General features: G+C 67.8%; 12 protein-coding genes. 1 reads left to right on the top strand and 11 read right to left on the bottom strand.

The features are described from left to right. Window positions 1-77: 77 nt before the first annotated feature. From OCUBac02_RS11945 to crcB, 8 genes are all read right to left on the bottom strand, one after another. A complete protein-coding gene (locus OCUBac02_RS11945) occupies window positions 78-584 on the bottom strand; it encodes a lysozyme inhibitor LprI family protein (protein WP_173045827.1) in 507 nt (168 codons plus the stop codon). 50 nt (window positions 585-634) lie between these two features. Then, a complete protein-coding gene (locus OCUBac02_RS11940) occupies window positions 635-1,255 on the bottom strand; it encodes a glutathione S-transferase family protein (protein WP_173045825.1) in 621 nt (206 codons plus the stop codon). 206 nt (window positions 1,256-1,461) lie between these two features. Next, window positions 1,462-3,462, bottom strand: a complete 2,001-nt coding sequence (locus OCUBac02_RS11935) for an acetyl-CoA carboxylase biotin carboxylase subunit (protein ID WP_173045823.1) — start codon at window positions 3,460-3,462, stop codon at window positions 1,462-1,464. Window positions 3,463-3,740: 278 nt separating this feature from the next. Further along, entirely contained in the window at window positions 3,741-4,193 is a 453-nt protein-coding gene (locus OCUBac02_RS11930) for a hypothetical protein (RefSeq protein WP_173045821.1), read from the bottom strand. Window positions 4,194-4,696: 503 nt separating this feature from the next. Next, window positions 4,697-5,374 (bottom strand): HAD-IA family hydrolase, encoded by a 678-nt coding sequence (locus tag OCUBac02_RS11925; protein ID WP_173045819.1) that lies wholly within the window; start codon window positions 5,372-5,374, stop codon window positions 4,697-4,699. A gap of 73 nt (window positions 5,375-5,447) precedes the next feature. Then, on the bottom strand, window positions 5,448-5,948 hold the full coding sequence (locus OCUBac02_RS11920) for a hypothetical protein (protein WP_173045817.1): 501 nt from the start codon (window positions 5,946-5,948) through the stop codon (window positions 5,448-5,450). A 95-nt stretch (window positions 5,949-6,043) separates the two neighbouring features. Beyond that, window positions 6,044-7,297 (bottom strand): RluA family pseudouridine synthase, encoded by a 1,254-nt coding sequence (locus OCUBac02_RS11915; protein WP_173045815.1) that lies wholly within the window; start codon window positions 7,295-7,297, stop codon window positions 6,044-6,046. Continuing rightward, window positions 7,294-7,677: a fluoride efflux transporter CrcB gene (crcB, locus tag OCUBac02_RS11910; protein WP_173049520.1), complete on the bottom strand. Its 384-nt coding sequence runs from the start codon at window positions 7,675-7,677 to the stop codon at window positions 7,294-7,296. The genes OCUBac02_RS11915 and crcB overlap by 4 nt, the downstream gene beginning before the upstream one ends. A 127-nt stretch (window positions 7,678-7,804) precedes the next feature. Here crcB and OCUBac02_RS11905 point away from each other — a divergent pair, with 127 nt between their 5' ends. Further along, window positions 7,805-8,149 carry a hypothetical protein gene (locus tag OCUBac02_RS11905; RefSeq protein WP_173045813.1) on the top strand — a complete coding sequence of 115 codons (345 nt, stop codon included), beginning with the start codon at window positions 7,805-7,807 and terminating at the stop codon, window positions 8,147-8,149. Between the two features lie 283 nt (window positions 8,150-8,432). Here the strand turns inward: OCUBac02_RS11905 and OCUBac02_RS11900 are convergent, their stop codons facing one another. Genes OCUBac02_RS11900 through OCUBac02_RS11890 form a run of 3 tightly spaced genes read right to left on the bottom strand, consistent with a single transcriptional unit; the run spans window position 8,433 to window position 11,355 of the window. Next, the gene (locus OCUBac02_RS11900; protein WP_173045811.1) at window positions 8,433-8,612 is read right to left on the bottom strand and encodes a hypothetical protein; all 180 of its coding nucleotides are present in this window, start codon (window positions 8,610-8,612) and stop codon (window positions 8,433-8,435) included. A gap of 2 nt (window positions 8,613-8,614) precedes the next feature. Then, window positions 8,615-9,922 carry a replication-associated recombination protein A gene (locus OCUBac02_RS11895; RefSeq protein WP_173045809.1) on the bottom strand — a complete coding sequence of 436 codons (1,308 nt, stop codon included), beginning with the start codon at window positions 9,920-9,922 and terminating at the stop codon, window positions 8,615-8,617. Next, window positions 9,919-11,355 (bottom strand): Do family serine endopeptidase, encoded by a 1,437-nt coding sequence (locus OCUBac02_RS11890; RefSeq protein WP_465247770.1) that lies wholly within the window; start codon window positions 11,353-11,355, stop codon window positions 9,919-9,921. The genes OCUBac02_RS11895 and OCUBac02_RS11890 overlap by 4 nt, the downstream gene beginning before the upstream one ends. Window positions 11,356-11,380: the final 25 nt, after the last annotated feature.

The following is an 11,380-nucleotide window of genomic DNA, read 5'->3' as shown; positions in this document are numbered from 1 at the left end:
TCCCCGGCCAGAGATGGTCGGGTCAAGCCCGAGCATGACGCGGCGGGACGCTCGCAAGCCCTGTGCGTCGCCCCGTTTCACCGAATGATCCGCGGCGGCGATTGCGGGCGTCGCCCGGCAGCCTGCGGCAGGACTTTCGCGAGCTCGATCGCGCGACCGGCGACCTCGCGCAATTCGCAGCCGGCCTGTCGCCCGGCCTGCAGGGCCTCGCGCTGGGTCGCGCCGTAGAAGGCGCATTTCTGGGTGACATAGCTCTCCCAGGCGAGTTGCAGCGCCGCGAGGCGGCTGCGCTGGCCGGCGTCGAGCCGGCGGCCCGTCATCTGCAGGGCGATCGTCAGACGCTGACGCCAGGCGGCCTCCTCACGCCGGGCACAGCCGGCTTCCGCGCCGCGCGGATCGTTGCTGGCGGCGCGCACGCAGGCCACCGCCACCGCGCCGATGCAGGCCGAGGGCGAAGAGCCGCTGTCGCGCAGGCAACCGGACAGGACCGCGAGGTCGGTCCGCAGCGTCGGCGAGGTCTGCGCGACCGCCGGAGCCGTCGCTGCGAGGCTGCACAGAAGCAGGATCGTCCGAAAAGCGCTCATGTCGTCATCATGCCTGCGGCAGCGCCTCGATCAAGCGCCGCGTTGCGACATCACGCGATCGGCAACGGCAAGGCGGCCTGCGCCGCCGGCCTTGCGAAGAGCATATCGTACCAGCGCTGCACGCGCGGCCGCGCGATCCGCTCCACCGGCATGTTGAGCCAGCGGTGCACGCCGCAGCCGACCGCGATATCGGCCATGCCGAAGCGCTCGCCCGCCAGGAACGGCCGGTCCGCCAGTTGCGCCTCGAGGATCGTCATCAGCGTCTCGGCCCGCGCCACGCCCTCGGCGATCACCTTCGGATCGGTGAAGGCCGGCACCTTGCGCACCACGCCCCAGAGCACCGGAGCCAGCGCCGGCTGCAACTCGGACTGCATCCAGTCGATCCAGCGATCGGCCAGCGCGCGCCGCGCCGGGTCCTCCTCCCAGAGAACGCCGGAGGCATAGCGGGCGGCGAGATAGCGCAGGATGCTGCTCGATTCCCATAAGACGAGATCGCCGTCGCGCAGCACCGGGATCTGCCGGTTCGGGTTCATCGCGGCGAATTCCGGCGTGTCCAGCCCGCCGAACGGCCCGCCGACATCGATGCGCTCGAAAGCCTGCCCGGCTTCACCGGCGGCCCAGACCACCTTCTGGACGTTGATCGAGCTCAACCGCCCCCAGATCGTCAGCATGACAGGCTCCTCAACCACCTCGCCCACAGCAGAAGGCAGACGAAACTCCATGACTCGCAGCCCTCACCCTGAGGAGCCGCGGCACGCGGCGTCTCGAAGGATGCTCCAGAGAGCGCAGGAGCCTCCTGGATCATCCTTCGCGACGCAGCCCTCGGCTGCTCCTCAGGATGAGGGCTCGCGTGGTTCTCGAGCGGTCGCTCGGGCGCTCACGCGAATTCCATGATGACGGCATCGACAGCGAGCGAATCGCCCTCCTTCGCCAGAATCTTGGCGATGGTGACATCCTTCTCGGCGCGCAGCACGTTCTCCATCTTCATCGCCTCGACCATGGCGAGCGGCTCGCCGGCCTTGACCTCCTGCCGGACCGTGACCGCGATCGACTTGACCAGCCCGGGCATCGGGCAGAGCAGGAACTTGCCCGTATCGGCCGCGACCTTCTCCGGCATCAGCGCGGCAAGCTCCGCCTCGCGCTGCGTATAGACATGGGCATTGGCATAGGCGCCGGCATGGCCGAGCGCGACACCGTTCAGGATCGGCCGGACCTGCGCCGCGACCTTCACCCCGTCGAGCGTGCCGTGCCAGACCGGCTCGCCCGGCACCCAGTCGCTGACGACGCTGACGCTGCGCCCCGCGAATGCGATGCTGACCGCCTCGCCCTGCTCCGTCACCTCGCCTTCGAAGCGCTCAGCTCCGAGCTGAACGACGCGCTGCCGGTCGAAGGAGACCTTGCGCCAGCCTTCCATCTGCGCCGAGACGTTGCGCTTGCGCTGGTTCATGCGGTGATCGCAAGCGATGGCGATCGCCGCCATGCGCTGTGCCGTCTCACCCTTCGGCACCGGCAGCGAGAAGCCCTCCGGGAACTCCTCGGCGATGAAGCCGGTCGAGAGATTGCCGGCGATCCAGCGCGGATGCTGCATCACCGCCGCGACGAAGGGGATGTTGTGGCGGATGCCGTCGATGGCGAAGGCATCGAGCGCGCGCGCCTGCGCCTTGATCGCCGCCTCGCGCGTCGGCGCATGGGTGACGAGCTTGGCGATCATCGGATCGTAATAGATCGAGATCTCGCCGCCTTCGAAGACGCCGGTATCGTTGCGCACCATCGCCTCGCCGTCCGGCCCCTCGCTCGGCGGCCGATAGGTCACCAACCGGCCGGTTGAAGGCAGGAAGTTGCGGGTCGGGTCCTCGGCATAGACTCTGGACTCGACCGCCCAGCCGTCGAGCTTCACGTCGGCCTGCGCGATCGCGAGCTTCTCGCCATAGGCGACCCGGATCATCTGCTCGACGAGGTCGATGCCGGTGATCATCTCGGTCACCGGATGCTCGACCTGGAGACGGGTGTTCATCTCGAGGAAGTAGAAGGACCTGTCCTGCCCGGCGACGAACTCGACCGTGCCGGCCGAGTCGTAATTCACGGCCTTGGCCAGCGCGACCGCCTGCTCGCCCATCTTCCTGCGAGTCGCCTCGTCGAGCAGCGGCGACGGCGCCTCCTCCAGAACCTTCTGGTTGCGGCGCTGGATCGAGCATTCGCGCTCGCCGAGATAGATGACGTTGCCGTGCTTGTCGCCGAGAACCTGGATCTCGATATGGCGGGGATCGACGATGAACTTCTCGACGAAGACGCGGTCGTCGCCGAAGGAGGACGCCGCTTCCGACTTGGCGCGGGCGAAGCCTTCCGCGACCTCTCCGGCCGAATGGGCGATGCGCATGCCCTTGCCGCCGCCGCCGGCCGAGGCCTTGATCATCACGGGATAGCCGATCTCGTCGGCGATGGTCACGGCATGTTCGGGGCTCTCGATGATGCCGAGGAAGCCGGGAACCGTCGAAACCTTGGCGGCGGCAGCCGCCTTCTTCGATTCGATCTTGTCGCCCATCGCGGCGATGGCGCCCGGATTGGGGCCGATGAAGACGATGCCGTTATCCTTGAGCGCCTGAGCGAAGGCCTCGCGCTCGGACAGGAAGCCATAGCCGGGATGCACGGCCTCGGCGCCCGTTGCTTTACAGGCAGCGATGATCTTGTCGATCAGCAGATAGGACTGGGCGGCGGGAGCGGCGCCGATATGCACGGCCTCGTCGGCCATCTCGACATGCAGCGCATCGCGATCCGCGTCGGAATAGACGGCGACCGTCCTGATGCCCATCCGCCGCGCGGTCTTGATGACCCGGCAGGCGATCTCGCCGCGGTTCGCGATCAGGATCTTCGAGAACATGCGCGGCCACTCCCGGCTTCGGACCAGATTGCAATAGCCGGGGTCTATGGGATGCCGCAACTGCCGTCCACCGATGCGAAAGTCGGCTATCGGCCAAGCCGTTGTGCAAGGATGCACAGGTCCGGGCGCCGCGCTCCTGGCGGGGGCGTCTGCCAACGCCGCCATGCCCGGGCCTGACCCGGGCATCTCTCGCAGGGAAGGCCTTCCTCTCCCAATCGTTCGTCAGGCCCAGGCTGGGCCAGCGCTTTCTCAGGTCAAGCCCGAGAATGACGCCCGGCTCAGCTCGCGAGCAGGACGACGCGCGGGGAGCCGCCGACACCGGACCGGGCCACGTCCTTCGCCGCGCCCTTGGCGAAAGCGAAGGCGAGCAGGGTCTCGTCGCAATGGTCCGCTTCACGGACGATCTCGTTGGCGATGCGCTGGGCGGTTGCGGTCGGCCCCTCGCCAGCCGAGAGCGTCGTGACCAGCCAATGCGCCTTGTCGCGATCGATCACGCCGGTCGGACGGTTCTCCCAGACGGCGAAGTCGACGACCAGCGTCACGAGGTAATCCGCATAGGCCTTGCAGTTGAGCGGCACGGCCCGGTCGAGCGCGATGAGAACATCGACGATATCCCGCGTGATGACGATATCGCTCAAGATGTTACGCTGAAGCATCTTGACGTCTTCTTCGTCGATCGCGCGACGGTTCATCACGCGATCGACGAATTCACGAAGCTCATGATCCATCATGTTTGAACCCCTGTCCGGCGTTGTTTTGTGCCGGTACGTCCCTGTTGTGGGAACACCATGCACCTCGCCTCGGCATCAGGTGGTTAACGCGCAAATCTGAACGGTTATTCAGGTTAAACGGAACTGAGTCGGATTGGTTGCGAGGATGTTACTGCGGTGAGCGCGGACACCTCGAACTCCGGCTTTCAGCCCGCACTGCGGCAAGGGCGCCGGATGAGCGCCGCTGCCTGAGATCATGCGAGCGAGCACGGGCAAGGTCCGAAGGGATAAAGGCACTTCCTGGGCAGCCCGGCCAGGCGATCAATCGTTCCGACGCGAAACCACCCTTGTCATTCCGGGGCTTCGCGTCAGCGAAGAACCCGGAACCCACGACCGGGCGAGCCGCTTGCAGCCGAACACCTGCATGTCTCACCCCGACATAGGTTCCGGGTTCGCGCCGCTGGCGCGCCTCGGAATGACAAGAGCGCACATCGAAGAAACATCGGGCCGCTTTCGACCGCGCCCTACGCCGCGACCGCCTTCGGCAGACCCAGCGCCGACGGCAGTTCCGGGAACTCCCGCAGGACATGCCGGGCGCCGAGCGAGACGAGCTTCTCGACCGGCTGGAACCCCCAGGACACCGCGACGGGCACGACGCCGGCAGCCACCGCCATCTCGATATCGAAGGAGCTGTCGCCGACCATCGCCGTGCGCGCCGGCAGCGCTCCCGTTTCCGCCATCGCCCGCTCGATCATGCCGGGATGCGGCTTCGAGGGCGCGTCGTCAGCCGATTGCACGGTGTCGAACAGCCCTTGCCAGCCGTGCCGGGCGACGATGAACTCGGCGCCCTTGCGCAACTTGCCGGTGGCGATGCCGAGCTTCAGCCCGCCATGATGCTTCAGCTCAGCCAGCGTCTCGGCCACGCCCGCGAAAAGCGGCTCGTCCAGCGACGGGTCGGTCTCGGCCTGCACCCGCATCGCGCTGAAGACCTGTCGATAGGTCTCGGTCAGCACGTCATCGGGCGCGTCGAGACCGGCGAGCTGCGCCATCGCGATGTCCAGCGTCAATCCGACGATGCCGAGACCGGCTTCGCGGCCGGGATGCACCCGCCCGCAGCGCCTGAAGGTCTCGTATTGCGCGCCGAGGATGATCGCCTCTGAATTGATCAGCGTGCCGTCGAGATCGAAGATGATGAGGTCCATGCCGGCGCTTTAGCCCGGATCGCCGCTGCGATCCATTGCAAGTCCGGCATGGCATCGTCCCATCGCGATGGGCTCAGCCTTTGGCCTCGCGGGCGCAGGCATCGACCGCCTTGCGCAGATCGGCGCCGTCGAGCCCCTTGGCCCGCGCCTCCTTGCGGCATTCGGAGCGCTGGGCGAGGTCCGGCCGCTTGCCGTTGAAGCAGGCGGTCAATGCCGCGATCCGCTCGGAGCCTTCGAGCTTGCGCCCGTCGATCTCCGCCTTGCAGGCGGCCCGCGCGGCGACCGCGGTGGGCTTGCCGTCGCGGGTCAGGCCGTCGCGGGCATAGAGCTGCACGCCCGGGAACTTGCCCTGCATGCAGATGCGCATCGCGGCGCGCAGGTCGTCGCCGGTCAACGCGATATTCTCGGACAGGCAATCCTGCCTGGCCCTGGCCCGCTCGGCCCGTGGGATCGGCTCATCAGCCGATGCCGCAGCAGGCGCGGCCACAGGCGCCTTGGCCGGCGCGGTGCTCTGTGCCTGGGCGGCGCCGCCAAGGCCGAGAACGAAGGCGGTAACGATCAAAACCGAACGCATGGTCAGCCCCTCCGATGACGAGAACATCACTAGAACAGAAAGCGTTTTGTTCCGCAACTGTTCTCTTACGTTTCGTCACCACACGAGGCGAGGCCTCACTCGTCCGGGGCCTCGACGATCGGATCGTAGGGCGCGTCGTCGAAGCCGAGCAGGTTCCAGCTCTGGCGCATATGCGGCGGCAGCGGCGCGCTGACGTCGATCGTGCCCTTGCCGCGCGGATGCGGCAGCACGATCCGCCGCGCCAGCAGGTGCAGCTTGTTCTGGATGCCGCCGGGCAGTTCCCAGTTCTGGATGTTGAAATATTTGGGATCGCCGATGATCGGATGGCCGATATGCGTGGTGTGGGCGCGCAGTTGATGCGTGCGCCCGGTCACCGGCTTCAGCGAGAGCCAGGCGAGCTTCTGCGCCGCCGTTTCGACCACCGCATAATAGGTCACGGCATGCATCGCGCCGTCCTCGCCATGCTGGGCGACGGCCATGCGCTGGTCGCCGTCATAGGCCTCCTCGCGGGCGAGATAGGTCGAGATCCGGCCCTGGCGCACGCGCGGCACGCCGACGACCAGTGCCCAATAGACCTTGCGGGCCGAGCGCGAGCGGAAGGTCTTGGCCAGCGTCGCCGCCGCAAAGCGCGATTTCGCGATGACGAGACAACCGGCCGTGTCCTTGTCGAGCCGGTGGACGAGGCGCGGCTTCTGCCCGTCCTTGCCGGTCAGGGCCTCCAGCATCTTGTCGACATGCTTCGTCGTGCCCGAGCCGCCCTGCACGGCAAGCCCCGCCGGCTTGTTGAGGACCATGACGTCGTCATCCTCATAGAGCGTGATCGAGCGCAGGAAGCCGATCGTGTCGGCATCGGCCTTGGCCGAGCGCGGCCGCTCGGCCTGCTCCTCCAGCCGCAGCGGCGGGATGCGCACGGTCTGGCCTTCGCTGAGCCGGTCCTTGCTGTCGGCGCGCTTGCCGTCGACGCGCAACTCGCCCTTCCGGACGATGCGCTGGATATGGCTGAAGGAGAGCTGCGGGAAACGCGCCTCGAGGAAGCGGTCGATCCGCATCTCGTTCTCGTCCGGCGTCACCACGAGCTGCTGCACCCCGGTCGAGAGCACCTGCGCCGTCTCGGCCTTCACCTGCGCGCGGGTCGCCTTTGGAGCCTCTTCCACCGGACGCGGGCGGGGCGCGCGCTGCACACGCTCCTCGCCGCCGGCCGGGCGGGCCGCGGCGCGGCGCCGGGCGTCGTGGCTCGGCCGCTTGCCGCGCGGAGCACCTGCCGCGGGTGGTTTGCCGCCACGCGACGAGCCTCCGGTGCCCTTGTTTCCGGGGCCCTTGCCGCCGGGGCCTCTGCCGCCCGTCTTCATGACATGCTCCGCATCACGGCAAGGCCGCCGACCAGCGCCGCCAGCGACAGCACGACCGAGCCGATCACATAGGTGACCGCCAGCATCGTCTCGCCCCGCTCCCAGAGCAGGACGGCATCGAGCGAGAAGGCGGAAAAGGTGGTGAAGCCACCGAGAATGCCCGTCGCCAGGAAGAGGCGCAGGTCCTGCGGCACGCCCTCCCCGGCGCGGAAGGCGAACCAGCCGGCGACCAGCCCCATCAGGGCCGAGCCGATGATGTTGACGGTTATGGTCCCGTAGGGAAAGCCCATGCCGAACCAGCGCGGCGAAACGGTATTGATACCGTGGCGCAGCGCGCCGCCGATGCCGGCGCCCAAAAAAACGAAAACGGTGGAGATCATCGCTGTGGAATAGAGCGCGCTGCCGCCTTGCACAAACGAAATCCGCCGCAATTGCACGGCTCGTTGCGGCCGGACGGAAAGCCCGGCGTCAGGAATGGGCAAGGCGGGAACGATGGGAACGACAAGGATGCGTCTTCAGCTTCGGGTCGGCGGCGCAGGGCTGCTTGCCGGCATGGTCATCCTCGGCGGCACGGCCGCCTTCGCCCAGCAGGGTGGTGGCACGGACTGGCCGACAGAGAAGTGCAACCGCTACAGGAAGGCCTACGACCAGTCGATCGCGCGGCTCGGCAGGAAGGGCCTGGGTGCGGAGTTCCTCGCCAGCCACGACGCCTTCCTCGCCGCGAACTGCCAGGCCCGCGCCGAGGTCTGCGCCCGCAGCAAGGAGGAGCTCGAACTCGCCAACCGGCTCGTGCTGATGGCGATGAACAGCGGCATGTCCGGCACGTTCCTGCCGTTCAACTGCCGGAGCTGAGCTGCTGCCTCGGGAGTCTGCTGGCTTTAAACGGAACCGCGCCGTCATTCCGGGGCGCCGCGCAGCGGCGAGCCCGGAATCCATGAACGCGACGCTTGCCGTCATGGTCGGGCTTGTCCCGACCACCCACGTCTTCAGCAATGCCAGGCGGTGTCCGAGACGTGGATGCTCGCCACAAGAGCGAGCATGACGAACTGGATTCGCCTCGCGCCATGAATTCCGGGCTCAGGCCTGCGGCCTGCCCTGGAATGACGGCGATGGCTCGACGTAAGATTAGCAGGCTCTAGGAGCCCCTGCGCCTTCTTAGCCAGGGATGCACATAGAGCTCGAAGGCGATGGTCAGCACGATGAAGACCAGCGCGATGGCGAAGGCCACGACCCAATAGGAGACGTCGTCCTTCGCGACGAACCAGCCCGCGATCACCGAGGGCACGATCAGGAACAGGCGCGCCAGCAGGAACATCCCTACTCTCCCCGCTCCTGCCGCAGCCGTTCCCAATATTCCAGACGCTTGCGGATCTCGCGCTCGAAGCCGCGCTCCGGCGGATCGTAGAAGCGCTGCCGGCCGAGCGCATCCGGCCAGTAGTTCTGGCCGGAGAAGGCATCGGGCTGGTCGTGATCATAGGCGTAGTCGGCGCCGTAGCCCTCCTCGCGCATCAGCTTGGTCGGCGCGTTGAGGATGGTCTTGGGCGGCATCAGGGATCCCCGCTCCTTCGCGACGCGCACCGCCGCCTTGTAGGCGGAATAGGCCGCGTTCGATTTCGGCGCGGTCGCCAGATAGATCACGCAATTCGCCAGCGCGAGCTCGCCCTCGGGTGTGCCGAGCTGCTCGTAGGTCTGCGCCGCGGCGCGGGCATGCATCAGCGCCTGCGGATCGGCGAGCCCGATATCCTCGACAGCCATCCGCACCAGCCGCCGTGCCAGAAAGCGCGGATCCTCGCCGGCATCGAGCATACGCGCGAAATAGTAGAGCGCCGCGTCCGGATCGGAGCCGCGGATCGTCTTGTGCAGCGCGGAGATCAGGTTGTAGTGGCCGTCCTGCGCCTTGTCATAGATCGGCGCGCGGCGCTGGATCACGTCCGAGAGGCCGTGCTCGTCGAGGATTTCGCCAGGCTTCGCCGCCCGCCAGATCTCCTCGGCCAGGGTCAGCACGGCCCGCCCGTCGCCATCGGCGAAACGCGCCAGCGCCAGTCGCGCCTCGGGCGTCAGGGGCAGTTCCCTGCCTTCCAGAACCTCGGCCCGGCCGAGCAGGAAGAGCAGCGAGCCCTCGTCCAGCGACTTGAAGGTCAGCACCCGCGCCCGCGACAGCAGAGCGGCATTGAGCGCGAAGGAGGGGTTCTCGGTCGTCGCCCCGATCAGCGTGATCGTACCGTCTTCCATGACGGGCAGGAAAGCGTCGAGCTGGGCACGGTTGAAGCGGTGGATCTCGTCGACGAAGAGCAGCGTGCCCCGCCCGCCGAGCCTTCGCCCGCGCGCCGCCTCGAACACCTTCTTGAGATCGGCGACGCCGGAGAAGATCGCGCTGATCTGCTCGAAGCCGAGATCGACCAGCCCCGCCAGCAGGCGCGCGACCGTCGTCTTGCCGGTGCCGGGAGGGCCCCAGAAGATCAGGCTTCCGACCGTGCCGGAGGCGACGAGCCGCGTCAGCGCGCCGTCCGGGCCGGTGAGATGCTCCTGCCCGGCGACCTCGGCCAGCGTCGTCGGCCGCAGGCGGTCGGCGAGCGGCCGCGGGCCGGACTTGTCCAGCCCCGAGGCTGCGAACAGGTCGCTCACCCCGGGAAGACCGAGGTGATCGTCTGGCCGCCGCGGGAGATGGTCACCTCCCAGGCGCGCCTGCGGTCCTTCAGGATCGCCTCGACCTCGCGCGAACTGGTCATGCGCTCGCCGTTCAGCGCCATGATCATGTCGCCCTTCTGGAAGCCGACATTAGCGGCGGTGCTGCCCTCCTCGACCTCGCTGACGACGACGCCCTCGTTGCCGGTCTCGATCGAGAGCTCTTCGGCCAGCGCCGGCGACATGTTCGCGACCGTCAGGCCGGCGAGCGGCGAGCGGCTGGTGAGCTTGACCATGTCGCGCGGCCGGGTCTCGGGCGCGGCGATAAGCTTGACGGGAATCGAGATGCGCTTGCCGCCGCGCAGCACGCTCAGCATCGTCGTGCCGCCGATCGGCCGGGTCGCGAAGCGGTAGCCGAAGGATTCGGGGTCGTCGACATTGACGCCGTCGACCGAGAGGATGACGTCGGAGCGCTTGAGGCCCGCTTGATCGGCCGGACCCTTCTCGACGACGCTGGCGACGACCGAGCCGGCCGGACGGTCGAGCCCGAGCCCGTCGGCGACCTCGGCCGTCAGGCTCTGCAGGCGCGCGCCGAACCAGGGGCGCTTGACCGTCTTGACGCCGGCCCTGGCGCTGTCGACGACGAGCCGCACCATCGCCGAGGGAATGGCGAAGCCGATGCCGACGCTGCCGCCGGAGCGCGAATAGATCGCGGTGTTGATGCCGACGACGCGGCCCTTCATGTCGATCAGCGCGCCGCCGGAATTGCCCGGATTGATCGCGGCATCGGTCTGGATGAAGGACTGCGCATCGCCGACGCCGATCTGGGTGCGCGCCAGCGCCGAGACGATGCCCTGCGTCACCGTCTGGCCCACGCCGAAGGGATTACCCATCGCGAGCACGATGTCGCCGACCTGGAGCTCGTCGGTATCGGCGAGTTCGATCGCGGTCAGGTTCTTCGCATCGGCGAGCTTGAGCACGGCGAGATCGGTGCGCGGATCGCGCAACAGGATCGTGGCCTCGACCTCGCGCTTGTCGGCGAAGGCGACCTTCACCTCGCTCATGTTCTCGATGACGTGATTGTTGGTCACCACGAGGCCGGCGCCGGCATCGACCACCACGCCCGAGCCCAGCGAGCGCTGCACCCGCTCGCGTGGCACGCCGAAGCCGCGATCGCCGAAGAAGCGACGGAAGAACGGATCGTCCATGAACGGGTTCTGCGGGCGCTTCTCGACGCGCGCGCCATAGACGTTCACGACCGCGGCCTGCGTCTGCTTGACCAGCGGCGCGAAGGAGAGCGTGACCTGCTCGCGCGATTCGCGAACCTGCCGCGGCTGGGCGACGACCGTACCCGGCACGGCGCCCGCCATGAAGGCGCATGCGAGCATGCCGGCTGCCAGCGCCGTCCGGTTTCCTGCAAAGCGATCACTCATGCTCATCCTCGTCGCGACGATCGGC

It is taken from the genome of Bosea sp. ANAM02 (genome assembly GCF_011764485.1).
Lineage (GTDB): Bacteria > Pseudomonadota > Alphaproteobacteria > Rhizobiales > Beijerinckiaceae > Allobosea.
This window is presented reverse-complemented; position numbering and strand designations above follow the sequence as displayed.

What these genes read in the sequence shown, in the direction of transcription:
- crcB (WP_173049520.1), bottom strand. Translation starts at nt 7,677, where the DNA reads ATGATCTCCACCGTTTTCGTTTTTTTGGGCGCCGGCATCGGCGGCGCG.
- OCUBac02_RS11920 (WP_173045817.1), bottom strand. Translation starts at nt 5,948, where the DNA reads ATGCGTTCGGTTTTGATCGTTACCGCCTTCGTTCTCGGCCTTGGCGGC.
- OCUBac02_RS11905 (WP_173045813.1), top strand. Translation starts at nt 7,805, where the DNA reads ATGCGTCTTCAGCTTCGGGTCGGCGGCGCAGGGCTGCTTGCCGGCATG.
- OCUBac02_RS11930 (WP_173045821.1), bottom strand. Translation starts at nt 4,193, where the DNA reads ATGATGGATCATGAGCTTCGTGAATTCGTCGATCGCGTGATGAACCGT.
- OCUBac02_RS11925 (WP_173045819.1), bottom strand. Translation starts at nt 5,374, where the DNA reads ATGGACCTCATCATCTTCGATCTCGACGGCACGCTGATCAATTCAGAG.
- OCUBac02_RS11945 (WP_173045827.1), bottom strand. Translation starts at nt 584, where the DNA reads ATGAGCGCTTTTCGGACGATCCTGCTTCTGTGCAGCCTCGCAGCGACG.
- OCUBac02_RS11915 (WP_173045815.1), bottom strand. Translation starts at nt 7,297, where the DNA reads ATGAAGACGGGCGGCAGAGGCCCCGGCGGCAAGGGCCCCGGAAACAAG.
- OCUBac02_RS11940 (WP_173045825.1), bottom strand. Translation starts at nt 1,255, where the DNA reads ATGCTGACGATCTGGGGGCGGTTGAGCTCGATCAACGTCCAGAAGGTG.
- OCUBac02_RS11890 (WP_465247770.1), bottom strand. Translation starts at nt 11,355, where the DNA reads ATGAGTGATCGCTTTGCAGGAAACCGGACGGCGCTGGCAGCCGGCATG.
- OCUBac02_RS11900 (WP_173045811.1), bottom strand. Translation starts at nt 8,612, where the DNA reads ATGTTCCTGCTGGCGCGCCTGTTCCTGATCGTGCCCTCGGTGATCGCG.
- OCUBac02_RS11935 (WP_173045823.1), bottom strand. Translation starts at nt 3,462, where the DNA reads ATGTTCTCGAAGATCCTGATCGCGAACCGCGGCGAGATCGCCTGCCGG.